The following is a 25043-nucleotide window of genomic DNA, read 5'->3' on the forward strand; positions in this document are numbered from 1 at the left end:
CCGGTGTGTGAGCAGAGTTCACCTAAAAGTGGGGTGTTTTGGGTAGAAGGGAAAATCGGTTAAAAAGACCATTTGCGAGCACGGGGAGTGTCTTTTTGTCAAGTTTGGGCCTTTTTTCTACTTGTTTTGTCATAACGTACATTATCGGATAATCGTTGTTGTTGTGTAACAGCTGTTCAACCATAAAAAACACATACTGCTTGAGGGCCCTCAGTACTATATGACGAAACTGAAGAAACCATCACGCACACGAAAAGCCTTTTTATCGTTTCTGGATGAAAAATGTAGAACAAAATAAGAAAAGATGGCGTCGTGTGATGCATTCGCGCTGGAATCTGTAGTTTTTACGGCGCATTTGTTGATGAAACTCGGTACGATTGTTTTCGGCGAATTTGAACGGTTCTACCGCACCGCATTACTGATTCTTTACCAAAAGCGTCATATCGGCCGATACAGCATTCCTGAAAACCTGTTAATTCTGGCGTGCAAGCATCGCTTACGTGCGGCTTGGGAACAAATCCGCTCAGACAAACGTTGAGATTGTAGGAATTAAAGGACTTGTTCGTCCCAAGTCCAAGCAAAACGGCTATGTGAACACACGGCCGAGTCACAAGGGAGGCAACAATGGCAGATCGTTCATTGCGTGGTATGAGCATCGGCTCCAAGAGCATGGAGACTGACGAGAACGTTGACTTTGCTCCCCGCTTAGAAACACGTTACGAATGCCCCAACGGGCACACCATCATCTTGCCATTCTCCACCGAAGCAGAAGTTCCTGTTGTGTGGGAATGCCGTTGCGGCGAAGAAGCACTACTGCATGATGCTTCAAAACCTGAAGAAGCCCCTGGTAAGGCTGTGCGTACACACTGGGACATGCTCCTGGAACGTCGCACGGTTAAAGAACTTGAAGAACTTCTTGAGGAACGCCTCGCGTTATTGCGTGCAGGAAAACTACGTCGTAGCGCCTAATCTATAAAGCGCACATATGGGTGTGGCTGGTAACAACTTTTTGTTTGTTACCAGCCACACCCATATGTTTTTAACTATCCCGTTTTCTTCGTAACGAGGCCTTTAAGCTGGTAGAAACGCTTCTCAATCCCCCACAACGTTACTTTAACGAGAGCTTCACGAACGATACTGCCACTCATTTTTGATTCACCAGCGGTTCTTTCCACAAAAACGATAGGAACTTCGCGTATCTCTCCCCCGGCTTTTATCACCGACCGCGCCATATCCACTTGGAAACAATAACCGTGTGATTGAATCGTGGAAAAGTCGATATCACGCAACACCTGCGCGCGATATGCGCGAAAGCCCCCAGTCGCGTCCTGTAAACCCAACCCCAACAGCACCCGCACATACGTGTTCCCTCCACGAGACAACACCTCACGATGTTTCGGCCAGTTCACAACTTTCCCCTGCGGCACCCAACGCGACCCTAGCACCAATGCGGCACGTGGGTGCGCGGCTAGCTCGTCAAGGATTACCTGTAAATCGGTGGCTCTGTGTGAACCGTCCGCATCCATTTCACACACGACCGCATAATCACGAGCAAGACCCCATTCGAACCCGGCAAGATATGCGGCTCCCAAACCGTCCTTGGCTGCACGGTGCATCACGAAGACCCTCTCATCGCGTGAAGCAACCTCATCCGCATACGCACCCGTACCATCAGGACTCGCATCATCAACAACAAGAATGTGCACCTGCGGAATCCGCTCAAGAACGGCATCCAATGTGTCAGGCAACGTCAACATTTCGTTATACGTCGGGATAATAACGAGAACTTTCCCTAACCCGTCATACATGTGCGTCATTTCTTCCCAGGTTTCTTCGACGTTGTTGATGTGCCCATCTGGCGACGAGAGCGGCGCTGCTTGATACCGGCAACACTGCCAGCAACCAGCATCAACACAGTACCAGCAGAAACAATATAAACCGGCCACTTCCCCACCACTACCGCTGGTGTAAGCGACGTCCTCAAATTTAACGACCCCACAAGCTGCTCAGCAGTAAAATGTCCTGAACGTGCAATCTCCACACCGTTAGGGGTATACATCGCGCTCACTCCCACCGTGGAAATATGCAGCACTGAACGGCCAGTTTCAATTGCACGCAGCCGCGACATCGCAAGCTGTTGCGTGGACTCATTAGTGTGACCAAACGACGCATTGTTGGTTTGCACAAACAGCACTTCTGCCCCGCCACGAACTGCGGAACCAATCAGGTCGTCATAACCCACTTCGAAACAAATAATCGGGGCAACGGGAACTGTGCGCTCTAACCGCGCCACAGGAACATCAACAACAGCTATTTCTTGCCCTGCGATCATATCCGTATAAATCAGGTCAACACCCGCATACAGTTTCCTAAAGAAATCACGGTGTGGAATATACTCCCCGAACGGTACAGGTAACTGTTTGGCGTAACGGTCAATAACCCCAACCCCTGGCTGCCACAGCAATGACACGTTGTAGCGGCCACCAGATTCTGGATATTCTTGCGCTCCCAACAACAGCGGCACCCCAACGGCCTGCGCCGCTTCATCGATGAGGGCGCTCGCGGTGGAGTCTACTTGTGGGTCGATGTCTGTACCGTTTTCTGGCCAGACGACGAGGTCAAGTGGTTGTGTGGTGTCGCGTCCGGCAACAGCATGTGTTCCTGCAACATGGTTGTTCAATACTTCTTGACGATTAGCGAACGCTCCTAAGCCAGGGTTTGCTACGTTTCCTTGGATTCCAGCGACGTTGAGAGTCCCTGATTGTGCTTGGGTGTCCAGCGGTACAGTAAAAGGGACGATAATGAGTGCGACGCATGCCGATAGGGCTAAGCCCACCCGCCACATGTTTACTCGCAGAGCAGCAAAGATGGCTGCTGCGATAAGGAATCCGAGCACTGCTATGACTGCTGAGATGAGTGGTATTCCGCCGAGCCATGCGAGTCGTGCCAGCGGGGAATCTGATTGGGAGAAGCCGAGCCTCCCCCATGGGAAACCGCCCCACGGGATAGTCATACGTAACGCTTCAACACTCACCCATGTGAACGCAAACGCTAACGCAGAGAACCCCATGTTGTTACTGATACGTTCCCACCTACGGATGATGGTAAACACCCACATGGCAAAGCCGATAAATAATGCTTGAGAGACGGACAACGCAATCCACGGTAGTGTGCCGCCGGCCGCATATTCAGCCCACGCAATATGCGGCAGAAAAAATGCGATCCCCCAGGTTGTGCCGATGAAGAAGTTCCAGGCTGCTGATTCGCGTGCTATAGAGACGACGAGGCCTGCTATGGAAACAAAAGCTAAAAACCATAGGTTTTTATCGGGGAAAGCCCAATCGCATATGAATCCGCTTATAGCGGCGAGGGCAAAAGAAACGGTTTTGGGTAGTGCAGGGAACATCACGTCTTGAAGACTACGTGAGAAAACTGAAAGGACGGAATAAAAACGCCCACACGCTCCTCGTACCAGTACATATGTGTACTGTTTTCTAACGAGCATGTGGGCGGCTGCATCTTCAGAAGCTGTGCGTGGGTCACACACGATGCTCTATGACAAGATGCACGGATGTTTCTTACCTAACCTAGATCGTCATGAAGAAAAAAGCCACTTCGGAGTGTCGCTACACACGCTGGTCTGGTTCCTTTTTCGTCAAGGATGGGAAGCAACGGTGAGCCTGAGCGGGCATCAGTTGTCCACGATGACCTGCCGTCATTCTCTGCTTGGACTCCTAACGCGTCAGCCCGCCACACAGCAAGATGGGCAGGAGAACCCAACCTGATGTCTCCGACGAGTGGGTTCGCTTCCCCACCCACTCGCCATCCGCCACGGGTGTGCGCCCGAAACGCGGCACGAGCAGAAACCCGCTGCTCTGTGTTGTTATGGAATACGGCGGCACTTACTGCACCCCACGGATCAATAGGTGTGACTGGCGAGTCAGAACCCAAAGCCATTGGGATACCTGCTTTTAAGAAGTCCCGTAACGGAGTTGTTTCGTGTGCCCGTTGAACACCTAACCGCTGCTCATACATGCCTGCTGGGCCGCCCCAATGCGCATCAAATGCTGGTTGCACGGACACCGAAAACCCGAGCTGCACAAGGCGTTGGATGGCGTTGGGGGACGCCAATTCGACGTGCTCGAGACGGTGACCTAACCGCCTGAACGCTGATGCCATTGTTGTATCGCGGGCGATGACGCGTTCTGCAGCATCCAATATTTCGGTGAGGCCACGATCCCCAATAACGTGGAAGCCTGCTTGCACGCCAGCCTGTGAGCAGGCCTGCAAGTGCGTTTCAATCTGGTGTGCTGATAGATGCAGCACACCACTGGTGTTGGGGTCGTCGTTGTAGGGGGCGTGGAGCGCTGCAGAGCGTGAACCAAAGGAACCGTCAACTGATAAGTCGCCGGCAAAACCACGAAGACCTGGAACCTGTGTGAGAGTCTCGCGTGCCTGTTCTTCTGACTCCATCACAGCACCGAAGTATCCGATGACTTCTGGCAGCCCAGACTCCAGCGATTGTGTCATAGCCATAAGTTCTGCCACTCCAGCAAGCGTGTCTATGCCAGGGGCCGCATTCTCGTGAACAGCAACAATGCCTTTGCGGGCGCATGATTCGAGCACGGTGCGATACAAGCGTGTACGTTCCTGATCTGGAATTTCTCGGATTGTGACTCGCACCTGTTCATGCGCTGCCCCCACAACTCGCCCACTGTCACTATCACAACCGTTATGCACCCCTGCAAGCTGCGCAAGGGAGGACGTAATGATTGCAGAGTGCAGGTCTGCGCGCGGCACATACACAGGAACATTCCCGCAGACGCTCTCGAGATCGCGGGCTGTTAAACTTGCCGTTGTCCACGCCGAATCGTCGTATCCGTGCGCACATATGACACCGTCACCGGGCTGCCACGCTCGGGCACGCACACCCAACATGTCGATAACCTGCTCGGCACTGTTCCCACCCGCACAAGGAGACACATCCACTGCGTCTTCCACCAGTGCAGTTTCTAAAAGGTGGACGTGTGAATCAACGAACCCTGGGGTAATTAATGCACCATCAACATCAATGACACGATCAGCGCGTTGCATAAAACTGGTGGCGCTGTCATCGCTGCCAATCCACGCCACAATCCCATCCTCGATAAGAATGGACTCAGCAAATGGGTCGCTCGGCGAATGAACAAAACCATTCTTCAACAACACTGATGACACACCAGACTCCTTAACTCACTGTTAAATACTTGAATATGCGACGACACCACGTTTAATTGCGTCAATTGCTTGACGCGCAGACCTCACCACTTTATGAGAATCAGAGACCTCAGCTATCTGATCAAGAGCATCAAGGATCTGCTTAGACCAGCGCACAAAATCACCAGCTGTTAAATCCGAGTCTTTCAACACCGAATCAAGAGAGCGCCCACGAGTCCACTTGTGCATGGCTTCCACCAAACCAAAATCAAGATCCCCGGTCTCACGAATACGGTAATCGTCCTCAATGTCAGTGAGTGTTGACCACAACCGGATAGTCTCATTTAACGCAGTGTTTAAGGTCCCTGCAGGTCCTCCAGGAATATGCGGGTCAGGGGCATCGTCTCGGCGTGACTGATACACAACCGCTGACACGGCAGCCGCCAACTGTGGGGCATCCAAACCATCCCAAATGCCCGTGTGTAATGCCTGAGAGATTAACAGATCATTTTCCGCATAGATGCGACCTAATGCGCGACCCTGCGAGGTGATAGCAAGGTCTTCGCCTTCCCCTGACACGTAATCTAATTCCCGCAACACTGCACATACCCGATCAAACGTTTTTGAAATAGACCCGGTACGCGAATTAATGCGCACAAGCAGCGCGTCTTGGTCTTTATCAAGCTTCAGCCACCGCTCCCCCCATCGGGCGTGATCTTCACGGTCAGGGCAGCTATGACACGGATGGTCCTTCAACTCACGACGCATAGCGTGCAGACGCTCATCGCTGTGCGCAGAACTTTTCTTCGTGGACCCACCATAAGGTGCGGTAGGTAACTGTGTGAGCCCGTCCCCAGACCGTACCGCGTTACGCAACACGTGAGTAAGTTCGGCCCGCTCCCGCGGCTTACGTGGGTTAAACGAACCTGACACCCGTAAACTACCGACCGTCTCAAGACCGTGCGCAAGGTCAGCGATCGTGACTGTGCGGACTTTACCCTGCTCCGTCAACACGAGCGGACGTGGCCCCTCAGTACCAGTGTCCTTACCTCGATCGATCACAACAGCATAACTATGAGACCGTCCAGAAGGAATATCGATGACGTGACCGCGCCGCAGACGAGACAACCGAGATATCAGTTCTTGACGGTGCGCGCCACAGGAACGACTCGATAATTCTTTTTCGCGCTGACTAATCGCACGACGCACCTTCATATAGTCGATGAAGTTTCCGCGCTCGCAGTGCATGGCGGTTTCGTATCCGGCGAGTGCTTCACGGTTGTGTGCTGCCCGCCTAGCAAGGTCGACGACTCCCCGGTCTGCTTGGAATTGCGCGAATGATGATTCGAGGATTTCTCGTGCTTTGGCTCTTCCGTATTGGTTGATGAGGTTGATGGACATGTTGTATGTCGGAGAGAAACTAGATTTAAGTGGGTAGAGCCGTTTGGATGCGAGGCCGGCTAAGGCCATGGGGTCGAGTCCGGGGTGGTCGACGACGACTGCATGCCCTTCAACGTCGATTCCGCGTCGTCCTGCCCGCCCGGTGAACTGGGTGTATTCCCCTGGGGTGATGTCGACGTGTTGTGTGCCGTCCCATTTGACGAGTTTTTCTAAGACGGCGGTGCGCGCTGGCATGTTGATTCCCAGTGCGAGTGTCTCTGTTGCGAAGACAACTTTAACTAGGCCTTGGGAGAAGAGGTCTTCGACGGTTTCTTTGAAGAGGGGAAGCATGCCTGCATGGTGTGCTGCAACGCCTCGGGTAAGGCCGTCGAGCCAGGACCAGAATCCGAGGACGTTGAGGTCTTCTGGTGGGATTGACGCGCAGCGGGTTTCTGCGATGGTGCGTATGCGTTCAGCTTCGGTTTCGCTTGTGAGGTTGATTCCTGTGGCGAGGCATTGTGCCACGGCAGCGTCGCATCCGGCGCGGGAGAAGATGAAGCAGATTGCAGGGAGCAGGTCTGCGTCTTTGAGTTCGTTGATGACGGCGTATCGTGGCGGTCCCCTGCGGGTGTTGCGTTGTGTGCTGTGCCGCCGGTCGTGTGGTCCCCTCCGAGGGTTGCGCCGGGTAAAGGTGTCGTTTCCGCGGCGCATAATGTTGAGGAGGTCGGGGTTGATCGGTGGGGTTGTCCCCGGGTTGGTGGGGTCGACTGTGTGCGCATACAAGTCGAGGATCCCGCCCGGGTTATCGCCTTTCCCTTGGACGATCACATGCTGCCATAACGGTACGGGGCGGGTTTCTGACACCACAACGGTGGTGTTTCCGCGCACGGTTGACAGCCAGTCGCCGAATTCTTCAGCGTTGGAGACTGTGGCGCTCAGGGAGACAACTTTAATGTTGTGGTTGAGGTGGATGATCACTTCTTCCCACACGGCGCCCCGGAACCTGTCGGCGAGATAGTGCACTTCGTCCATGATGACGTAGCCCAAATCGTCGAGTGTCGTAGAGCCGGCATACAGCATGTTGCGTAGGACTTCGGTGGTCATCACGACGATGGGAGCTTCACCGTTGATGGTGGTGTCTCCGGTGAGTAACCCGACACGGTCGGGCCCATACCGGTGCACGAGGTCTGCATATTTTTGGTTGCTGAGCGCTTTAATGGGTGTCGTGTAGAACGCTTTTTTTCCGGTAGCTAACGCAAGGTGTGTCGCAAATTCCCCGATGATTGTTTTTCCGGCACCCGTGGGGGCCGCTACAAGGACGCCATGCCCTTGCTCTAAGGCCACACATCCATCAATTTGGAAGTCATCAAGTTCAAAATCGAAGGTTTTTTGAAAGTCAGTGAGGTGTGGGGTGCTTACTGTTTGACGTTTTTTGTAGTGCGCATATTTTTCTGCCGGGCTGAGGTCTTCGGTGCTAGCGGGTGTGGTGCGAGCTTGGGCGCGTTTGGTCTCGCGCACGCGAGAGCGTTTAGGCGACATGCTTTAAGAGTATCCTTTGCGTATCCAACACAGGGTCAGTGGCACACTAGGTTAAGACGCGTAACACCTTGCGGTGGGCAACAATTTTTAAGGGAACAGGCCCAATCACTTCACCATCAGCCATCGCTACGGGCGGGAACTGCCCGCTCGAGCTTGGTTCGATAATTATTTCGCGCACCTGCTTTGTGGCGATGGCTGGATCTTCCAAGTGCCTGCCCGCATACAGTTTAGGGAAAACTTTGAAAATGCCTGCTTTTGTTAGGGGCTGCGCAAAAATGAAGTCGAGGAGCCCATCCATCATGTCGGCGTGAGGGGCAACATGTAAACCGCCACCAAAATATGGGGCGTTTGAAATGGCGACGAGGGTCCCTGTCGTTTCGATGCGCCGCGAGTTGACTGTGATGGCATACCCGTACGGTTTAAACCGTGCAATGCATGCGATCACTGCACGCATATATTTCAGGTGACCCTTAGGCCACGCATACGTGTTGGCTTGAGCGTTCACTGCCGCATCCAAACCAAGCGATAACGTTCCGGCATACCAGCGGCGCGCACTTTCAGCATGTGTTTCTGCAGGGGCCAACTCGTGTTTACGAAGACGTGAATGTTGTGACGCGGCAACATATGGTTCTACCTGCGCGGCATCATATTCGCTGACACGCCCATGCGTGAGCGCATCAACAATCAACGCAACCGACCGTTTAACGTTGCGGGTCGGCAACTCTAACGCACGAGCAAAATCGTTCCCTGAACCCGCAGCAATAATCCCCAACGGCGTAGGAGTGCCAATAACTGCGTTGAGACCCAAATTCACCATGCCGTCTCCCCCAACAACGACAAGAGCATCCAACGGGTCAAGACACGCACCACGGGCACGCGCTAACGCGTCACGAGCCGTATGGGCAGACAAGTCTTTAACCGTCACGTTGTAGCGCGCGAACTCATCTACAACTTTCTTACCAGCAGACACACCCTTACCAAGCCCAGCGGTCGGGTTAATCACCAGCCCAATAGTGAAACGGCGCGGCTCATCATATCGTTGTGAAGGTTGGTGCATCGCTACTTAGTGGCCTTTAAGTTCGTCTTCAAGCTGGCTTAACATCCGAGCCTCACGCCGGTCATGAACCGTCGCAACACCCACAGCCGCAAAGAACAACACGACAATAGGCATCGCAACCAGAATCATAGTTAACGCGTCAGGGGTAGGAGTCATAATCGCAGCGAACGTAAACGCAACAACAACAGCCCACCGCCAACTAGCAAGCATAGACTGCGCAGACAAAATACCAACAAAGTTTAACGCCACTAACAGCACCGGCATCGCACACGCTAAACCAAAAGCGATAAGAAGCCGCATAATGAAAGAAAAATACGTGTCAGCGGCCAACAAGTTAGTAGAACCCTCAGGAACAAACGCAGTCAAAATATCTACCGCATGCGGGATCACCCACCACGCAAAATATGCGCCACCCAAAAACAGCGGAACAGACGCACCCACAAACACGTACGTGTACACGCGTTCCTTCTTGTTCAACCCAGGAGTCACAAACGCCCACACCTGGTAAATCCACCACGGACTCGACACAATCAAACCAATAAACAGCGAAATCTTGACACGTAAATCTAACGCCGTTGCCATCCCCGAAAAGTTCACCGTAATGGTGGTGTCGGTTTTCGTGGCCGCCTCAAGCAAAGGCTGCTGCAAAGCCTGAAAAACAGGATCAAACAGGAACCACCCCACCACAGCGGCAAGAACAATACCCAACGCCGCTAAAAACAGTCGCCGCTTCAGGTCACGAAAATGCTCCATCAACGACATGCGACTGCGTTTCGTAGCGCGTTCATCCTTACGCCGCGCTCTATCTGCCTTCCTCAACTGACGTGCAGCAGGCAAACCATCCGGGGTGGAACGAGACACGGTTACGCGTTGTCCTCGCGTTTAGTAGAACGACCATCATCAGGAGAAGAAGCCGTCGTCGGCGCAGACGCGGCAGAACCCTCAGACGGTGCAACCGTAGTGTGTGGCGCTGGCGCGCTCGCGGTGTTGTGTGATGAATCGTCGTTTAAGTCCTTAAGTTCTTTCTTAAAGATCTTCAACGACTGTCCGACGCTACGAGCCAAGTCTGGTAGTTTCTTTGCCCCAAAAAGCAAAAGTAAAACCAAAATCAGCACAAGCAGGTGCGATGGTTTTAATGGCACAGCAGATACTCCTCGAATTGGGTGATGCTTCCTTCATATCCTAGTCGCCGCCCGCACACTACGCCTACACCATCATCATGTGGTTAGCGTTACCTTAACGACTAAGAAGAACCCCTACCGCCACGAAGGATAGTTTTCCAACGTGCAACAGTCACCTCATACCGTTCACCCTTACGGTCAACACGCTTTAACTTGTTAGCTTTCAACGTTTCGCGTAACTCCAACACCTCACCGCGAGAAGCCTCCACGTCCACGCCACGCACCTGACGCACAAGGCCACGAGCAACCAAATCCTGCTCACTCACATCCTGAGATAACGCTTCACCCACACGCTCACCCGAAACACGCACCCGCGCCAACAACTGCTTCACCTGCGTCCACAACAATGCAGCCAACACAGCGAACAAACCAACAGCGCCAATACCTAAAACCGTCCACGTCACAAACCACATCACACGCCATCCCCCGCCTTCCCCCGCACCCAACCATCCAACCGACTGTATGCATCCAACGTTTCACGAGCCACATCATGCATCTCACGCACATACACAGGCGGACACACACTCACAATCAGTGAACTATTCGCCAACAAAAAACTACGAAACCACTGCCGGTCAACAACCTGCATACTCATCTCAATAGTGCCATCCTCGCAATACACGACACTGTCATGCGGAATAGTCTCCACCATCCACTGAGCCTGCGACCTCAACCTAAGCTGCGCAACCTCCTCAACCTGAGGCAACGACACAGACATACGAGCCTCACCATCACGCACACCAAACCGCTCACCCTCAACAAGCACAGCATCAACAATACGATCCGTCCGAAACAACCGATAATCATCAGCCAACCGACAAAACGCACTCACATACACATGCCCCAACTCATGAAACAACCCAAACGGCTCAACAACCCGCTCACTACGCCTATCAGACTGCGACACATACACAATCCGCACCGGAACCTGACCAGCAACACCCTGACGCAAAACCGAAATCACCTGCGCATCCGCACCAGACGCCAACTGCACCCGCAACGCCCGCGCACTACCACCCAAACCCACAGACAACTTCGCAATCAACGCATCAATATCCCCCACCGAACCACCTAAAGAACCATCCCCCTCAACAACCTCCTTCAACGCATTCAACGCAGCAATCAACGCAATCGACTCACGCACCCCAAAATTCAACGGACGAGCCAACCCACGACTCTGCGTCACCCGCACCACACCACGATCCAAAGCGCTCGCATCAAAATCAATAAGATCCTCAGGCATATACCCCGGCGTACCAGTCAGCCACAACAAATTCAGATCCTTATAAACCTGCGCCTCAGACACCTCAAAATGCTCAGCCAACTCACCAACAGACATCTCACCCGCCTGCACAACCAACTGAACCATCGAAATCAACCGAACAACCCGCTCAGGGGTAGCCTCAACACGCCTACCAGCGCCCTTACCAACCATCAGCCCACACCCCCACACGACACACCAAACACCCCACGCACACGCTCACACACCGCATCCCGCAAATCCGCAGGCTCCAACACCAAAACCGACGAACCAAACGACACTAACTCAGGCACAAAGTCATACAACTCAACAAACTCAACCTCAACCGCATCAAAACCCTCAGGAACACCACCAACATCAACACCCCTACCCCGAACACGAAGACCCTCACCACACCCCCGACGCACAGCAAGAACCGCCACCCGAGACACCACACCAGCCCTATCACGCCTCACCACAGCAGCATCAAAACCCTCAGGAACAACAAACTCCCCAGGCACACCAGCAACCTTCACCACACCCACAACACGCGACAACCGAAAAGAACGCTGCGCCCCACGCCCCCGATCAAAACCCCACACATACCAACCACCACGACTCCACGACAACAACCACGGCTCAACAACCCGCACCTCAACCAACCCAGTACGCGCCGCACGATATTCAAAACGCACAGGCACAGCACGCGCAATCGCATCAAGAACAACATCAAAACCCGGCGCAGCATCAGAAAACCGCACATCAAAATCACCAAACGGAAAACCAACCCCCGCCGGCCTACCCAACCCCCGCACCTTCGTCAAAGCACGACCACTATCCCGCTCCAACGCACTATCCCGCCACACCTGCGTAGCAAGAGACAACAAACCCAACTCAGCCGCAGAAAACCTCAACTCAGCACGAGCAAACCCATCCTTATCAATCCGATACCCCACCTCATCAGAATGCGAAGAAGCACCACCAACCGTAAGAATAGGCACACCCAAATTACGCAACGTCTCCTTATCACGCTCAAACATACGCTCAAACGCCCGAGGATCCCCACCAACCGAATACCCAGCAACCCTCACCTGAATATCCCGACGAGTCAACAGACCAGACGTATTCATCAACGCAATAACAAGATTCAAAAGACGCTCAGCAGGAGAAGTCAAAATAGTCATCACCACTAACGCTAGTCCAGTACCGTTAGATGTGTGATTACTTGGCGTGTAGGAAAAGTTGTGTCGTACGGAAAAACCTGGCCCGGAGCCCAAGAACTCCAAGTCCAAGACACCAACGGAGAAACAATAAAAGCACTCGCATACCCACAACTCATAGGCCCCATCAACATAGGCACCACAGTCGCCCTCAACACATCCGCACTAGACCGCGGACTAGGCACCGGAGGCTACGCACTCGTCGCCGCCATCATCCCCACCGAACCACCCACACACAACCCCACAACACAACCCGGCCACCTCGTCAAAGCCCGATACACACCAACCCAAGCCATGGTCCTCGGCGTCGACGAACAAGAATCAAAATTCCACACACTACTCAAAAACGCAGACAACCTCGATCACATGCCCGTGATCACCGCAGACCTCCACTCCGCACTACCAGCAATCATCGCCGGAATACACACCGGCGCACGCACCCACAACCTAAAACCCATCCGCATCGCCTACATCATGACAGACGGCGGAGCACTACCAGCATGGTTCTCCCGCACAGCCGCAACCCTACGCTCAAACCAAACAATCGAATCCATCATCACCGTCGGCCAAGCCTACGGAGGCGACCACGAAGCCGTAACCGTCCACACCGGACTACTCGCAGCACGCCACGTCGTCAAAGCAGACATCACAATAGTCATCCAAGGACCAGGCAACCTCGGCACCGGAACCACATGGGGATTCTCAGGCGTAGCAGTCGGCGAAACCATGAACGCCGCCGCAATACTCAACGGCACCCCAATCGGCTCACTACGCATCTCAGGCGGAGACCTACGAGACCGACACATCGGCATCTCCCACCACTCCCTCACCGCACTCGGCAAAGTAGCCCGCATGCCCGGACACATCGTCACACCACACATCAACCCCAACGACACCTTCTACAACACATTCCCCCACATCGAAGGCACCCCAACACTCAACGAACTCAGCGCTCGCATAGAGTCACAAATCGCTGATTTGCAAGAGTCTGCGCCGTGGCACACGTACGTTCAAGAGCCTCTCACTCAAGAGCTGCATGCCGAACTTGAGGCCTCACCTGTGCGGCTGTCTACGATGGGGCGTGGTTATCATCAAGATCCTTTGGCTTTCCTTACCGCTGCAGCGGCTGGGGCGTACGCAACTAAGTTTCTTTAACCTGTAGTGAAAGCCTGCATGCACACATGAACTGTTTTGTGCATGCAGGTGGCCATCTTGAGTACATGATCTGAAAGCGAATCAGTGAAGAGTTATCCATCCACGATCCTGGGTGAGATCAGCAACGAAATTGTTATTAAGAAGTCGCGGTTTATTGCACACGCTAAGCATGTGACAACTGTGGCTGACGCAGATCAGTTTATTTCTGGCATCAGGTCTGAGTATTGGGATGCTCGCCATAACTGCACTGCGTTAATTGTTGGTTCTCAAGCGGATTCGCAGCGCTCTAGCGACGATGGCGAACCTTCAGGCACGGCGGGGATCCCCATGCTTGAGGTGTTACGGCATAGAGAGCTCACAGATGTTGTGGTTGTTGTGACGAGATATTTTGGGGGCATACTTCTAGGTGCGGGCGGGTTGGTTCGTGCTTATTCGACATCTGTGAGTGAGGTTCTTGATTCCGCGCAGATTGTGCATCGCAAGCTATTGAACACGTATTCGATTCACACATTTCATTCTGATGCCGGACGCATCGAGTTTTTTCTGCGTGATTGGCTTAAAAATCATGGTGGCGTTTTTGGTACGCCACATTACACGCACCGCGTCGAGTTCTTTGTCAGTGTGGAGCCCTCTGCTGAAGCACAATTGGCGGCAGAGCTAGCAGCTTTTACTTCTGGTGCTGGCGTTTTAGATTTTGTATCGAGTGCGGTTGTTGATGTGCTTTAGGGTTTAGCCTATTCGTTCCCAGCGCCCATGTACTCGTTGCAGGGTTGTTGCAGTTTTTATTTCTATGATGCTTTGAATTTTGCGCTGCCCTGCTGTTGCTGCGTGTAGTGCTTCTGTGCGGTCTGTTGCGGTGAAACGTAAAACTAATTCTGGCCTGTTTTTGTTTATACGCAGGTCGAATGCTTCGACGTTGGCATGCTCGCTCAGAGCTTGCGCTGCTTTGGGGAGGACGTCTTGGGCTGGAATTCCTGGACGGATGTTGCCTACGGCAAGGATGAGTCTGTAAGACGGCATGGGTTTACGTTACTAGTTCATTGACGAAGTCTTTTATCGGTAGTGCGCGTCACACCTCGCACGGGAATGTAGTTGAGTTTTCAACTGTTACACCGGATAGTAGATGCAAACGCATTAAAACATGGAGCACATCATGCAATTCGGAATTTTCACTGTAGGCGACGTCACCACAGACCCAACTAACGGAAGTACTCCTAGCGAACACAAGCGAATAAAAGCCACAGTTGCCATAGCCAAAAAAGCGGAAGAAGTCGGTCTCGATGTTTTTGCATCAGGCGAACACCACAACCCACCATTTGCCGCACCCGCTAACCCGACTGTGCTGTTAGCCCACATCGCTGCGCACACACACAAAATTATTCTTTCAACAGCGACCACACTTATCACCACAAATGATCCCGTGCGCCTTGCTGAGGATTACGCATACGTGCAGCATTTAGCTAATGGACGCATAGATCTCATGCTCGGTCGAGGAAACACCGGGCCCGTATATCCATGGTTCGGACGAGACATCCGTCAAGGTATTGAATTAGCGGTCGAAAACTATTCGCTGCTACGTAAGCTGTGGGACGAAGATGTCGTGAACTGGCAAGGTAAGTTCCGCACACCACTACAAGGTTTCACATCTACCCCGCGACCACTTGATGGCGTTTCACCTTTCGTATGGCATGGCTCAATACGGACACCAGAGATCGCCGAACAGGCTGCATATTATGGTGACGGATTCTTCCACAACAACATTTTTTGGCCTATCAGCCACACAAAACAGATGGTTGCGCTCTACAGAAAACGCTTTGAGCACTATGGTCATGGCACAGCCGACCAAGCCATAGTAGGTCTCGGCGGTCAAGTGTTCATGCGCAAAAACTCGCAAGACGCCGTCCGAGAGTTCCGCCCCTACTTTGACAATGCTCCCGTATATGGACATGGGCCATCTTTGGAAGACTTCACTGCTCAAACTCCACTCACCGTTGGTAGTCCACAGGAAGTAATCGACCGCTACGCAACAATGCGAGAACACGTTGGTGACTACCAACGCCAGCTCTTCCTCATGGATCATGCAGGGCTCCCCTTAAAAACAGTTTTAGAGCAGTTAGACATACTTGGGGAAGAAGTTGTCCCAGTGTTACGTAAAGAATTCGATTCGAAACGCCCAAGTCACGTGCCTGATGCTCCCACCCACGCTTCTCGCGTCCGCGCAGCAGGTGGAGCCAAAGATTCAACCGTTTATGCAGAGGGCGACGACGTTACCGGTGCAAGCCCAACGGTGAAGTCATGACCAGTGCAGAGTCTGTTGCCCACGCAGCCGCCCAGGCATGGGAAGCACTGTTTCGTGCGCAGGTGGAAATAATGCGCCGGTTTGAGCGGGACAACATTTTTGATGAAATAAGTTTTCGCGAATATGACGTTTTATTTACGCTGCGCACGGCTGGGCATCCAGGGCTGCGCCTGAAAGAACTCAACGAATACGTTCTCTTACACCAATCAGCATTAAGCAGACTCGTTGAGAGGCTGGAACTTCGTGGTTTGGTTTCGCGAATCCCTGACCCGCATGACGGTCGCGGAACAATCATCACGTTGACGGAAGCAGGCCGCGCGATGCAACGAAAATATGGGCAGCAGCATGTTGACCAAATTGCGCACTATGTTGGCACAGCACTAAACCGCGAAGAGCTGGAAGCCCTGGAACGCATCACTGAAAAATTACGGCATTCGCAAGTGAACGTGACTGATTTTCGTCATCACTTAACAGGAAAGACTGAACGAGGTAACTGATATGTCCACAATCGTTGCTCTCTCTGCTGGACTTAGCAAACCATCTTCTACACGAATCTTGGTAGACGCTATGGCCACAGCAACAAAACAAGAACTCGCATTCACCAGCCACGTGGATGCAACTGTGACCGTTATTGAACTACGCGATTACGCTCATGACATCGTAGATAACTTACTTACCGGCTTTGCCTCTCCTCGTCTTGAACAATTGAAAAATGATGTGGTTGCTTCAGATGGTTTAATCGCAGCGACTCCAATTTTTTCGCAATCATTTTCTGGTCTCTTTAAGTCGTTTTTAGACGTGCTTGATCAAAAGTCACTAATCAACAAGCCAGTATTTTTGGGGGCTACGGGTGGAACGGCGCGACATTCTTTGGCGTTGGAGTATGCGGTCAGACCCGTGTTTGCATATTTTCGAGCAGCAGTCTCTCCGACTGCAATATTTGCTGCGTCGGAAGATTGGGGTGCGGCCGAGGGCGTTTCTTCTAATTTAGAAGCACGTGTGGCACGAGGGGCGCAGGAATTCGCAACTCTTATCGCAGGAAAATCATTACACACAGCACATGAGATTGATGAGTTAGCGACACCAAACTTTGAGACTTTATTGCGTCAAGGAGGCATCGAATTCTGACAAGTGGACAGTTTTCGCCTTTTCGAGACGCCCTTAAAGGAGGTTCTCAAAAATTGGAAGTCGTCTCACAAAATTATTACGTAAAGTTCTTGTCAAGTTTTGTAAAAGTGCACTTGACTAGGACTTTTGACCCCGTTGCGCATCTTACAAAATGAGATACTTGTAATGTCTTCAACACCCCGGAAGGCGCACATGGTCAACGAGGATCATGAACTGCATGACGACCCCTCGTCGACCAGAGTGACACAATTACTCAGTGGAGAAAGTAGGTGACGTGAGATGCTCGCGTGGATTCGTAAGGATGAACGGTCTCGCAAATGGTGGGCTGACAGAGCTCGCCGCAAAGAAGTCGTATACCTCGAATTTCGTCCGCCTATGTCCCTGAGGTAACCAAGATCTTATCCCCCAATCGATCTACATCGATTGGGGGATTTTCTATGACTTCTTTTTCTTGTTTTTGAACAAACTGCTTTGCGAAATTCGCTCAATATCGCGATCCATGGAGTAAGAACCTGATGGCCTAGCAGCGGAAGTGGAACCACGCTGAACAGCATCATTAGGCTGAGTCTTTTTGGGAGGAACAATACGCTCTCCCCCAGAACTTTGCGCTTGACCTGGCATACGCAAACCCGACAATGAATCACGCAAGCGAAGCCGCGCAAAACGATCCTGCGGCTTACCTGGCTCTGGAGAACGCGGAATAACCGAGAGTGGCGACACAGGCGAAGATGCCATCGGTGTTTTATCTGCTTCTGGTTCATACTTTTCTACTTTTTGGGCATCGCTTGCGTTGTCCTCGCAAGACAGACGCACATCTAGAGCTTCAAGAATTTTGAAGACTATACCAACAGAAACATCATTGTTTCCTTGCTCAAACCTAGAAAGCCACTGTCGCGTAGTACCTACTTGTTCAGCCAGTTCGGTTTGGCTCATTTTTCGACGAACCCGTATGTCTCGCACGTAAGAACCCAGCTGGACTAGATCGTTAATGTCCACCATCTACGCCCTCCGCCACACTTAAGGATTATCAAACCTTCCTCGCTCAGAGTAACGTTCACGTTCCATTTCACGACGACAAAAGAACGCGTGTCGAATCGTTCATCCCCTCCCCTATATGAGTGACAGAAAAACCAGAAAATGAAAACGGACAAATGGGAATCGACTGGTTAGTCAAGGCTTGATGTCTTACGTAAGTTTTCTATAAGGAGGATTTTCCTCCTTGGGAGTTTGCGCGCTTTTGAGCAAATAATACAAGCGTTCGAAACAAGGGGGTTACTCTCAACCGAGGCTTGTTCTTCGTGCAATTTAGCTTAATTGAACCCTGGGATCTGGCTCTAGACTCCTTCCCATTCACTTTTTAGTGCACATGCAGCCCGAAAACCTGCACTCCCCTCCCCTGTTTTTGCCCTCACTTCGTGCCTTCTTCAATAACACTCAAGAAATTACCTCGCATATTGCGACGCGCAGCACTCCCCGCTCCCCTCTATGAGAGTTTTTCGTTCTCAACACTGGAGGAACCAAGCGAATTTTTGCGTAATTTTGAGCGAACAATACATATGTTCGAAACTCACGATGCAGAAAAAGGGTGGGACTCCTATTTAACACAGGAGTCCCACCCTTTGTAATGTGGTCGGGCTAGCGGGATTTGAACCCACGACCTTCCGCCCCCCAGACGGACGCGCTACCAAGCTGCGCCATAGCCCGAAGCTGCAGTTCACTGCGTGAACGCAACCCTACGATCTTACATCAGAGGATCATAGAAAACGAAAACGTCAGCGGACGATGCCTGCTTCCGTAATAACAGCGCGTTCGGGCACTGTTTCCTCTACTGAAGAGTCGTGTGTAAGCACTGCGTCGCCCTTCACACTCACACCTGAAGAGAACGTCCAGGGGCCAGTAACAGTAAGAGACTCAGCGTTCATCAAGCTTGGCACGTGTAAGCCGATGCGTTGGTCAAAGTCAGACATCATGGCATACCACTCTGGGTCAAGCGTCACCAAAGGCTCTGCACGTCGGGCAATGAGCCGCGCGGTTTCGTCGAGGTCGAAAATGTCAGACCTCAATACCAGCAAATTATTTGTTGTTTTCACTGGTAGAAAACGTGATCGATCGATAACGAGTGCTTGAGCGTCTTCAAACAGTTCGATTGCTGCGCCCATCGCACACTCAATTTGGATGACCTGTTCGGTGGTCTTATCTGCTGGGTCAACCGTTTTTGCGTTTGCGATCAGTGGTAGGGGTAGCACTCCATTGTGTTCTTTTAAGAGTGCTTGCAACGCTGATACTCGAATCCACAAACTGTTCGAATTAAAGTATTTGTGCACAGAAATATCGCCGGCTGCTTCAGCATCTTCTGGAGCTATTTGTGCGCCTTCTCGCAGGGCAAGGCGACCATCTTTGACCACAAGATGCCCGCCTTTACGGTCGGCTACAGTCCGTTCAGCAACTTCAATAACAAAAGACGAACCAGATTGTTCAAACCATGATGCTATCTCTGGTGACGGGTATGCACCAAGATTGTCCACGTTTGCAACAAAAAGATACTCAATACCCTGGGCGCTTAAAGACTCAAGCACCCCAGAAGTCTGCAAAACAGTGTACAAATCGCCGTGGCCTGGTGGGCACCATTCCAATTCTGGGCTTTGCGGAAACTCAACCGGTTCTAGTGTGTCAGCAACCAATTTTGGTTCATAGTTTTGCACCATCGTTAACGGCACATCAGGCACAGCTAAGTTCGGATACGCCTCAAGTGCTGCACAGGTTTGCTCATCTGTGGCCTGCGAGTTCATAAACACTAAAGGCAGTTTCACATTATGAGTGGCACGGGCAGTTAGTGTTTGCGCGGCAATAATGTCTAAAAAGGTTTTGCCATCACGAACAGGCAGCAAAGACTTAGGCGATTGCAACCCCATTGAGGTTCCCAATCCCCCGTTGAGCCTCACAACGGCGGTTTTTCCTAAAGCAGCGGTATCAACCTCGTGTGTCGTGTGATCGCCCAAAACATCTTTAAGCCACACAACACGTTCAACAGGCGTGATCTCGTCTTCGCGCATGTAAGAACTGTTGTGCTGCTCCAATAATTTGTAAAAACGCGTAAAAGTATCTATCGCTATGGGAGCGATACCAGCTTCTACCATTTTTTCTTGGGCGTGAATCAAACCTTCTCGTGACATGCCGCTACCCTACCGGTCAGCGTTTCCTTTTCTCACGTATACGCACCGATATCTCAATGGGCGAACCTTCAAACCCGAATTCTTCACGTAAACGACGCTCAATAAAGCGGCGGTAACCAGCCTCAATAAAGCCTGTCGCAAAGATTACGAACCGTGGTGGTCGTGTTGATGCTTGAGTTGCAAAGAGAATACGGGATTGTTTTCCACCACGTAATGGGTGTGGGTTTGCTGCAACAAGTTCGCCAAGGAACGAGTTAAGACGACCGGTAGGAATACGGGTATCCCACGAAGTCAACGACTTTTCTAATGCAGGTACAAGTTTTTCGGTGTGCCAACCGGTCCGCGCAGAAACGTTAACTCGCGGAGCCCACGTCATCTGTACAAGATCTTTTTCGATTTCGCGTTCCAAGAACGGGCGACGATCTTCATCAACCAGATCCCATTTGTTGAAAGCAAGGACGACAGCTCGTCCTGAATCAATAACTTGAGAAACTACACGCTGGTCCTGTTCCGTCAACGGAGTGGACGCATCAAGAAGAACCACTACAACTTCAGACTTCTCAATCGCGGCCTGGGTACGCAACGACGCATAAAAGTCTGCACCTTTAGTTTGGTGCACACGACGACGAATACCAGCAGTATCAACAAACACCCATGGCTTGTCTTTCAAAACGATAAGTTCATCAACTGGGTCTCGTGTTGTACCAGCAAAGTCGTCCACAACAACACGGTTCTCTTTTGCAACCTTGTTCAGCAACGACGATTTACCAACGTTTGGTCGCCCCACAAGGGCAACACGTCGAGGACCTTGTGGTCGGAGCGTTCCGTGCGCTGATTCGCGTGGCAGGATTTTCATTGCAGCGTCAAGGATTTCTCCCGTACCGCGGCCGTGTAGTGCAGAGACTGGGTATGGTTCGCCCAAGCCTAAGCCCCACAGTTCAGTTGCATCGAGTTCTTGACGTTCTGAGTCGACTTTGTTCGCACACAGAATTACTGGCTTCTTAGCACGCCGCAACAGTTTTACGACTTGTTCATCTGTAGCTGTCGCCCCAACAGTTGCGTCAACAACAAAAATGATCGCGTCTGCGAGCGCGATAGCGATTTCGGCTTGGTCTGCTACTCGTGCGTCGATGCCGAGGACGTCTGATTCCCAGCCGCCTGTGTCGACGAGGTTGAAGTCGCGGCCTGCCCATTCGGCGGGGTAGGTGACGCGGTCGCGTGTGACGCCTGGTTTGTCTTCGACGACGGCTTCTCGTCGTCCGAGGATTCGGTTTACGAGGGTTGATTTTCCGACGTTTGGGCGTCCGATGATTGCGAGTACTGGGAGTGCTTTTTGTTGTGGTGCGCCTGATTCGTCGCTGATTTCGTCCTCGAGCAGTGACAGGTCGTCGTCTGCGAGGTCGTATTCAGCGAGCCCAGCACGTAAAGCTCGTTCGCGCTCGGTGTCGAGCGTTTCGTCATGCTGTGGGAAATCAGAGTTGGTCATGTTTCTATTGTTCCAGTAACTGCACGGTTTGACGTCTAAATTACGGGACTTAGTGGCGCATCACACGAAAGTTAATGCTATGGAGAACCTGGGTCGTCGGTTGGTAAAGCAATTCTGTATTGGTTTTGTACGTGTTGTACGTGTGTGGACATTGCTTCACGGATGCGTTCGGTGACTTGGGTAATTGTCCGACGAGAGGTGTCTGTTGATTCCATGTGCAATGGCTGGCTGAAATCAACGATGATGCGTGAACGTATTCGTGGAAGAGATGATACTTTGGCGCCTGTTGTGCGTGTGCCCAGAATGGTAACGGGTATGACGGGTGCTTGTGTGTGGCAGGCGAGCCAGCTTACTCCTGGGTGGATTTTTGTGAGGTCGCCTTTTCCTCGTCGTCCTTCGGGGAAGATGCCTATGACGCGGTTGTCGTTGAGGACTTGTTGTGCTGCGTCTAGGGCGTAGCGGCCTTTGCCTGGGGTTACTGGTATTTGTCCTGCTGCTCGCATGATGGGGGCGATGGGGCCTTCGAAAAAGGTTCCTTTAACTAGAAAGTGTGCTGGGCGTGGTGCTGCGCCTAGGAGGAGTGGTCCGTCGATGAAGCCTATGTGGTTACATGCGAGGATTACTGGTCCTGTGGATGGAACGTTTTCGGTGCCATGGCGTTGGACAGACCAGAGTGTTGTGGTTAGTGCGCGGGCTACGTGCTGTGACCAGCGTGGCCCCTGAGGTTTAGGAGACCACGCTGGTGTGTTGTGTGTATGTGTTTGTTGGTGTGTGGTCACTGTGCGGGGGTGGTTGTGTGTTCGATGATGTTGAGTACGGCTGTGATTGTTTGTTCGAAGTCTAGGTCTGATGAATCGAGTGTGATAACGCCGTCAGCTGCGATTTGGAATTGGGTAACCGTTGAGTCGTCGGCGTCTCTACGTAGTACTTCGTCTTTTGTTGCTTCTACTGCTTGCGCGTCGGCGGTACCGTGTACGTCTTGTGCGCGTCGCCTTAGTCGGGCTTCTTCGGAGGCTGTTAGTAAAATGCGTACGTCTGCGTCTGGGGCAACGACCGTTGTAATGTCTCGTCCTTCGGCGACGATACCTTTTCCTTGCGAGAATCCGCCTGTGCGTTCAGCTGTGATTCGGTTTCGCTGTAGAGTACGCAAAATTTCACGTACCTCTATGTTTGTTGCTACGGCCGATACTTTTGTTGAGATGCCGGTGTCACGGATGGCTTCTGAAATGTTGATGTCGTCGACACGTACGGTTGGATCATTTGGGTTGACGCTCATGGTGAGGGGCATTGTGTCGACTACGGCTGTTACTGCTTGTGTGTCTGTGAGGTCAACGCCTTCGCGGAGGCACCACCATGTTGCGGCCCGGTACATTGCACCGGTGTCGAGGTATGCGACACCTAATCGTCGAGCCACTTCCTTTGAAACGCTAGATTTTCCAGATCCGGATGGGCCATCGATTGCAATTGTGATCGGCGGGGTCATGCAGAGTCCTATCGTGCGTGTGTTGATGTTGTGTCGGGTGGGGGGGTGGGTTAGAGGTCGACTGTGCCTAGCAGTGTGCCGAGTTCTGTTTTTCCGAGTACTCGGTAGCGGCCTTGTTTGAGGTCTCCGATTTTGATTGGCCCTATTTGGGTGCGTACGAGCCTCAGTACTGGGTATCCTACTTCGTCGAACATGCGGCGGACGATGCGGTTGCGTCCGCTGTGTAGTTGTACTTCGATGAGGGTTTCTGTGGCTGTTTGGTCAATCATTTTGAAGCGGTCGAATGCTGCTGGTCCGTCTTCTAGTTCGATGCCTTTGAGCATTTTTGAGGCGAGCCCGTTTGGGGTTTTTCCCTTTACTGTCACCATGTAGGTTTTGGGGATTTCGTATTTTGGGTGGGCTAGTCTGTTCGCAAGCTCTCCGTCATTCGTCAAAATGAGGAGGCCTTCAGAGTCGTAGTCGAGGCGTCCAACGTGGAAGAGCCGCTCGGAACGGTTTTTTACGAGGTCTGCAATAGTTGGGCGGCCTTGTGGGTCGCTCATTGTAGAGACCATGTTGCGTGGCTTGTTTAATACGATGGTGACTTTTGAAGAGTCTGTAGCGATGCGCAATCCGTCGACGAGGATGACGTTGACTTGTGGGTCGACACGTACGCCAAGTTCTAGAACGATTTGGCCGTCGACTTCAACTCGTCCGTGCTCGATGAGAGATTCGCATTCGCGTCGGGATCCTACGCCGGCTTCTGCAAGCACTTTTTGGAGGCGAATACCGTCGGCTACGTGGACGTCGTGTGTTGCGCGTTGTGGCGCGGCCATCGGTTTTTTGCGTCCTCCGCGGGTGGACCCCATGACTAACTCCTTTAGTGTGTGCGCTTATGTGTGGCGCGGCATTTTTATTGTGTTTCGGGTGTGGGCGCATCTGCGATCGCGTTGTTACGGGATGCGACGAGCTCTTCTATTTCGTCTGCGACACCGATTGGTGGCAAGGACGGGGCGAGTGGGGGTAGATCTTTGAGGGACTGTACACCCATCCGCTCCATAAAGTATCTCGTAGTTTTGTAGTGTGTTGCACCAGATGCCTCCTGTGTGGGGGCTTCTGTGATCAATTCGCGTGCGATGAGGGTGCGGATGACGCCATCTACGTTAACGCCTCTGATGGATGCGATCTGTGAGCGCGTGACGGGTTGGCGGTAGGCGATGACCGCTAATGTTTCGAGGGCAGCTGGTGAGAGTTTGGCTGTTTTCCCGGACATCACAAACTTGGCTACCGCGTCTGCGTGTTGTGGCGCGGAATAGATGCGCCAGCCAGCTCCGCTTTCTTGGAGGATGAAACCTCGTTGGGGTCCGCCTGTTTGTCCTTCGTAGTCTGCTTTGAGTGCGGTTAAAGCGGCTCGTACGTCTTCCTCGGGGACGTCCAGGGCATCGCTCAACGTTTCAGCGTCGATGGGTTCATCTGTGACCATAAGGATCGCTTCAAGCTGTTGATGAAGCTCGTTCATGCTTATCC

At 52.3% G+C, this 25043-nt stretch carries 25 protein-coding genes and 1 tRNA gene; 7 read left to right on the plus strand and 19 right to left on the minus strand.

Annotated features, from left to right (window positions below; all coding sequences use genetic code 11):
- Nucleotides 1–304 precede the first annotated feature (304 nt).
- Both ACR9EC_RS02980 and ACR9EC_RS02985 read left to right on the plus strand, forming a co-directional pair.
- Complete coding sequence (locus ACR9EC_RS02980) at nucleotides 305–538, plus strand: hypothetical protein (RefSeq protein ID WP_435300037.1); 234 nt, start codon at nucleotides 305–307, stop codon at nucleotides 536–538.
- Between the two features lie 86 nt (nucleotides 539–624).
- The gene (locus tag ACR9EC_RS02985; protein WP_435300038.1) at nucleotides 625–969 is read left to right on the plus strand and encodes an RNA polymerase-binding protein RbpA; all 345 of its coding nucleotides are present in this window, start codon (nucleotides 625–627) and stop codon (nucleotides 967–969) included.
- Between the two features lie 74 nt (nucleotides 970–1043).
- On the opposite strand, the gene ACR9EC_RS02990 is transcribed toward ACR9EC_RS02985, so the two are convergent.
- From ACR9EC_RS02990 to ACR9EC_RS03035, 10 genes are all read right to left on the minus strand, one after another.
- Nucleotides 1044–1817, minus strand: coding sequence for a polyprenol monophosphomannose synthase (locus ACR9EC_RS02990; protein ID WP_435300039.1), 774 nt, complete (start codon nucleotides 1815–1817; stop codon nucleotides 1044–1046).
- Entirely contained in the window at nucleotides 1814–3406 is a 1593-nt protein-coding gene (gene lnt / locus ACR9EC_RS02995) for an apolipoprotein N-acyltransferase (RefSeq protein WP_435300594.1), read from the minus strand. The genes ACR9EC_RS02990 and lnt overlap by 4 nt, the downstream gene beginning before the upstream one ends.
- Before the next feature lie 176 nt (nucleotides 3407–3582).
- Nucleotides 3583–5217 carry an amidohydrolase gene (locus ACR9EC_RS03000; protein WP_435300040.1) on the minus strand — a complete coding sequence of 545 codons (1635 nt, stop codon included), beginning with the start codon at nucleotides 5215–5217 and terminating at the stop codon, nucleotides 3583–3585.
- A 21-nt stretch (nucleotides 5218–5238) separates the two neighbouring features.
- Nucleotides 5239–8115, minus strand: coding sequence for a DEAD/DEAH box helicase (locus ACR9EC_RS03005; RefSeq protein ID WP_435300041.1), 2877 nt, complete (start codon nucleotides 8113–8115; stop codon nucleotides 5239–5241).
- A 46-nt stretch (nucleotides 8116–8161) separates the two neighbouring features.
- Complete coding sequence (locus tag ACR9EC_RS03010; RefSeq protein WP_435300042.1) at nucleotides 8162–9172, minus strand: diacylglycerol/lipid kinase family protein; 1011 nt, start codon at nucleotides 9170–9172, stop codon at nucleotides 8162–8164.
- A gap of 6 nt (nucleotides 9173–9178) precedes the next feature.
- A complete protein-coding gene (tatC, locus tag ACR9EC_RS03015; protein WP_435300043.1) occupies nucleotides 9179–10033 on the minus strand; it encodes a twin-arginine translocase subunit TatC in 855 nt (284 codons plus the stop codon).
- Between the two features lie 2 nt (nucleotides 10034–10035).
- Complete coding sequence (gene tatA, locus ACR9EC_RS03020; RefSeq protein ID WP_435300044.1) at nucleotides 10036–10314, minus strand: Sec-independent protein translocase subunit TatA; 279 nt, start codon at nucleotides 10312–10314, stop codon at nucleotides 10036–10038.
- 101 nt (nucleotides 10315–10415) lie between these two features.
- Nucleotides 10416–10769 carry a hypothetical protein gene (locus ACR9EC_RS03025; protein ID WP_435300045.1) on the minus strand — a complete coding sequence of 118 codons (354 nt, stop codon included), beginning with the start codon at nucleotides 10767–10769 and terminating at the stop codon, nucleotides 10416–10418.
- Nucleotides 10766–11788, minus strand: coding sequence for a helix-turn-helix transcriptional regulator (locus ACR9EC_RS03030; RefSeq protein ID WP_435300046.1), 1023 nt, complete (start codon nucleotides 11786–11788; stop codon nucleotides 10766–10768). Before ACR9EC_RS03030 ends, ACR9EC_RS03025 begins: the two co-directional genes overlap by 4 nt.
- Entirely contained in the window at nucleotides 11788–12777 is a 990-nt protein-coding gene (locus tag ACR9EC_RS03035) for a helix-turn-helix transcriptional regulator (protein WP_435300047.1), read from the minus strand. The genes ACR9EC_RS03030 and ACR9EC_RS03035 overlap by 1 nt, the downstream gene beginning before the upstream one ends.
- Nucleotides 12778–12810: 33 nt before the next feature.
- On the opposite strand from ACR9EC_RS03035, the gene ACR9EC_RS03040 reads away from it, so the two are divergent.
- Nucleotides 12811–13968 carry a DUF3866 family protein gene (locus ACR9EC_RS03040; RefSeq protein WP_435300048.1) on the plus strand — a complete coding sequence of 386 codons (1158 nt, stop codon included), beginning with the start codon at nucleotides 12811–12813 and terminating at the stop codon, nucleotides 13966–13968.
- An 84-nt stretch (nucleotides 13969–14052) separates the two neighbouring features.
- Complete coding sequence (locus ACR9EC_RS03045; RefSeq protein WP_435300049.1) at nucleotides 14053–14694, plus strand: YigZ family protein; 642 nt, start codon at nucleotides 14053–14055, stop codon at nucleotides 14692–14694.
- 3 nt (nucleotides 14695–14697) lie between these two features.
- On the opposite strand, the gene ACR9EC_RS03050 is transcribed toward ACR9EC_RS03045, so the two are convergent.
- Nucleotides 14698–14988, minus strand: coding sequence for a hypothetical protein (locus tag ACR9EC_RS03050; protein ID WP_435300050.1), 291 nt, complete (start codon nucleotides 14986–14988; stop codon nucleotides 14698–14700).
- A gap of 133 nt (nucleotides 14989–15121) precedes the next feature.
- Here ACR9EC_RS03050 and ACR9EC_RS03055 point away from each other — a divergent pair, with 133 nt between their 5' ends.
- The 3 genes from ACR9EC_RS03055 to ACR9EC_RS03065 are packed head-to-tail and all read left to right on the plus strand — an operon-like array spanning nucleotide 15122 to nucleotide 17395.
- Nucleotides 15122–16267 carry an LLM class flavin-dependent oxidoreductase gene (locus ACR9EC_RS03055; RefSeq protein WP_435300051.1) on the plus strand — a complete coding sequence of 382 codons (1146 nt, stop codon included), beginning with the start codon at nucleotides 15122–15124 and terminating at the stop codon, nucleotides 16265–16267.
- Complete coding sequence (locus ACR9EC_RS03060; RefSeq protein ID WP_435300052.1) at nucleotides 16264–16764, plus strand: MarR family winged helix-turn-helix transcriptional regulator; 501 nt, start codon at nucleotides 16264–16266, stop codon at nucleotides 16762–16764. The genes ACR9EC_RS03055 and ACR9EC_RS03060 overlap by 4 nt, the downstream gene beginning before the upstream one ends.
- Nucleotide 16765: 1 nt before the next feature.
- Entirely contained in the window at nucleotides 16766–17395 is a 630-nt protein-coding gene (locus tag ACR9EC_RS03065) for a CE1759 family FMN reductase (RefSeq protein WP_435300053.1), read from the plus strand.
- A 435-nt stretch (nucleotides 17396–17830) separates the two neighbouring features.
- Here ACR9EC_RS03065 and ACR9EC_RS03070 read toward each other — a convergent pair whose 3' ends face one another.
- The 8 genes from ACR9EC_RS03070 to scpB form a co-directional block, all read right to left on the minus strand.
- The gene (locus tag ACR9EC_RS03070) at nucleotides 17831–18394 is read right to left on the minus strand and encodes a helix-turn-helix domain-containing protein (protein ID WP_435300054.1); all 564 of its coding nucleotides are present in this window, start codon (nucleotides 18392–18394) and stop codon (nucleotides 17831–17833) included.
- Between the two features lie 628 nt (nucleotides 18395–19022).
- Nucleotides 19023–19099: transfer RNA gene (locus ACR9EC_RS03075), tRNA-Pro, on the minus strand.
- A gap of 68 nt (nucleotides 19100–19167) precedes the next feature.
- Nucleotides 19168–20568, minus strand: coding sequence for a UTP--glucose-1-phosphate uridylyltransferase (locus ACR9EC_RS03080; protein WP_435300055.1), 1401 nt, complete (start codon nucleotides 20566–20568; stop codon nucleotides 19168–19170).
- A gap of 16 nt (nucleotides 20569–20584) precedes the next feature.
- A complete protein-coding gene (gene der, locus ACR9EC_RS03085; protein ID WP_435300056.1) occupies nucleotides 20585–22054 on the minus strand; it encodes a ribosome biogenesis GTPase Der in 1470 nt (489 codons plus the stop codon).
- A 77-nt stretch (nucleotides 22055–22131) separates the two neighbouring features.
- Nucleotides 22132–22833, minus strand: coding sequence for a lysophospholipid acyltransferase family protein (locus ACR9EC_RS03090; protein ID WP_435300057.1), 702 nt, complete (start codon nucleotides 22831–22833; stop codon nucleotides 22132–22134).
- Nucleotides 22830–23537, minus strand: a complete 708-nt coding sequence (gene cmk / locus ACR9EC_RS03095; protein WP_435300058.1) for a (d)CMP kinase — start codon at nucleotides 23535–23537, stop codon at nucleotides 22830–22832. The genes ACR9EC_RS03090 and cmk overlap by 4 nt, the downstream gene beginning before the upstream one ends.
- Before the next feature lie 50 nt (nucleotides 23538–23587).
- The gene (locus ACR9EC_RS03100; protein ID WP_435300059.1) at nucleotides 23588–24385 is read right to left on the minus strand and encodes a pseudouridine synthase; all 798 of its coding nucleotides are present in this window, start codon (nucleotides 24383–24385) and stop codon (nucleotides 23588–23590) included.
- A gap of 44 nt (nucleotides 24386–24429) precedes the next feature.
- Complete coding sequence (gene scpB, locus ACR9EC_RS03105) at nucleotides 24430–25035, minus strand: SMC-Scp complex subunit ScpB (protein ID WP_435300060.1); 606 nt, start codon at nucleotides 25033–25035, stop codon at nucleotides 24430–24432.
- Between the last annotated feature and the right edge of the window lie 8 nt (nucleotides 25036–25043).

The sequence above is a fragment of the Timonella sp. A28 genome (assembly GCF_051200815.1).
GTDB lineage: Bacteria > Actinomycetota > Actinomycetes > Actinomycetales > Cellulomonadaceae > Timonella.

What these genes read in the sequence shown, in the direction of transcription:
- ACR9EC_RS03055 (WP_435300051.1), top strand. Translation starts at nt 15,122, where the DNA reads ATGCAATTCGGAATTTTCACTGTAGGCGACGTCACCACAGACCCAACT.
- ACR9EC_RS03005 (WP_435300041.1), bottom strand. Translation starts at nt 8,115, where the DNA reads ATGTCGCCTAAACGCTCTCGCGTGCGCGAGACCAAACGCGCCCAAGCT.
- ACR9EC_RS02985 (WP_435300038.1), top strand. Translation starts at nt 625, where the DNA reads ATGGCAGATCGTTCATTGCGTGGTATGAGCATCGGCTCCAAGAGCATG.
- ACR9EC_RS03060 (WP_435300052.1), top strand. Translation starts at nt 16,264, where the DNA reads ATGACCAGTGCAGAGTCTGTTGCCCACGCAGCCGCCCAGGCATGGGAA.
- ACR9EC_RS03070 (WP_435300054.1), bottom strand. Translation starts at nt 18,394, where the DNA reads ATGGTGGACATTAACGATCTAGTCCAGCTGGGTTCTTACGTGCGAGAC.
- lnt (WP_435300594.1), bottom strand. Translation starts at nt 3,406, where the DNA reads ATGTTCCCTGCACTACCCAAAACCGTTTCTTTTGCCCTCGCCGCTATA.
- ACR9EC_RS03010 (WP_435300042.1), bottom strand. Translation starts at nt 9,172, where the DNA reads ATGCACCAACCTTCACAACGATATGATGAGCCGCGCCGTTTCACTATT.
- scpB (WP_435300060.1), bottom strand. Translation starts at nt 25,035, where the DNA reads ATGAACGAGCTTCATCAACAGCTTGAAGCGATCCTTATGGTCACAGAT.
- der (WP_435300056.1), bottom strand. Translation starts at nt 22,054, where the DNA reads ATGACCAACTCTGATTTCCCACAGCATGACGAAACGCTCGACACCGAG.
- ACR9EC_RS03030 (WP_435300046.1), bottom strand. Translation starts at nt 11,788, where the DNA reads ATGGTTGGTAAGGGCGCTGGTAGGCGTGTTGAGGCTACCCCTGAGCGG.
- ACR9EC_RS03080 (WP_435300055.1), bottom strand. Translation starts at nt 20,568, where the DNA reads ATGTCACGAGAAGGTTTGATTCACGCCCAAGAAAAAATGGTAGAAGCT.
- ACR9EC_RS03065 (WP_435300053.1), top strand. Translation starts at nt 16,766, where the DNA reads ATGTCCACAATCGTTGCTCTCTCTGCTGGACTTAGCAAACCATCTTCT.
- ACR9EC_RS03050 (WP_435300050.1), bottom strand. Translation starts at nt 14,988, where the DNA reads ATGCCGTCTTACAGACTCATCCTTGCCGTAGGCAACATCCGTCCAGGA.
- ACR9EC_RS02990 (WP_435300039.1), bottom strand. Translation starts at nt 1,817, where the DNA reads ATGACGCACATGTATGACGGGTTAGGGAAAGTTCTCGTTATTATCCCG.
- cmk (WP_435300058.1), bottom strand. Translation starts at nt 23,537, where the DNA reads ATGACCCCGCCGATCACAATTGCAATCGATGGCCCATCCGGATCTGGA.
- ACR9EC_RS03035 (WP_435300047.1), bottom strand. Translation starts at nt 12,777, where the DNA reads ATGACTATTTTGACTTCTCCTGCTGAGCGTCTTTTGAATCTTGTTATT.
- ACR9EC_RS03100 (WP_435300059.1), bottom strand. Translation starts at nt 24,385, where the DNA reads ATGGGGTCCACCCGCGGAGGACGCAAAAAACCGATGGCCGCGCCACAA.
- ACR9EC_RS02980 (WP_435300037.1), top strand. Translation starts at nt 305, where the DNA reads ATGGCGTCGTGTGATGCATTCGCGCTGGAATCTGTAGTTTTTACGGCG.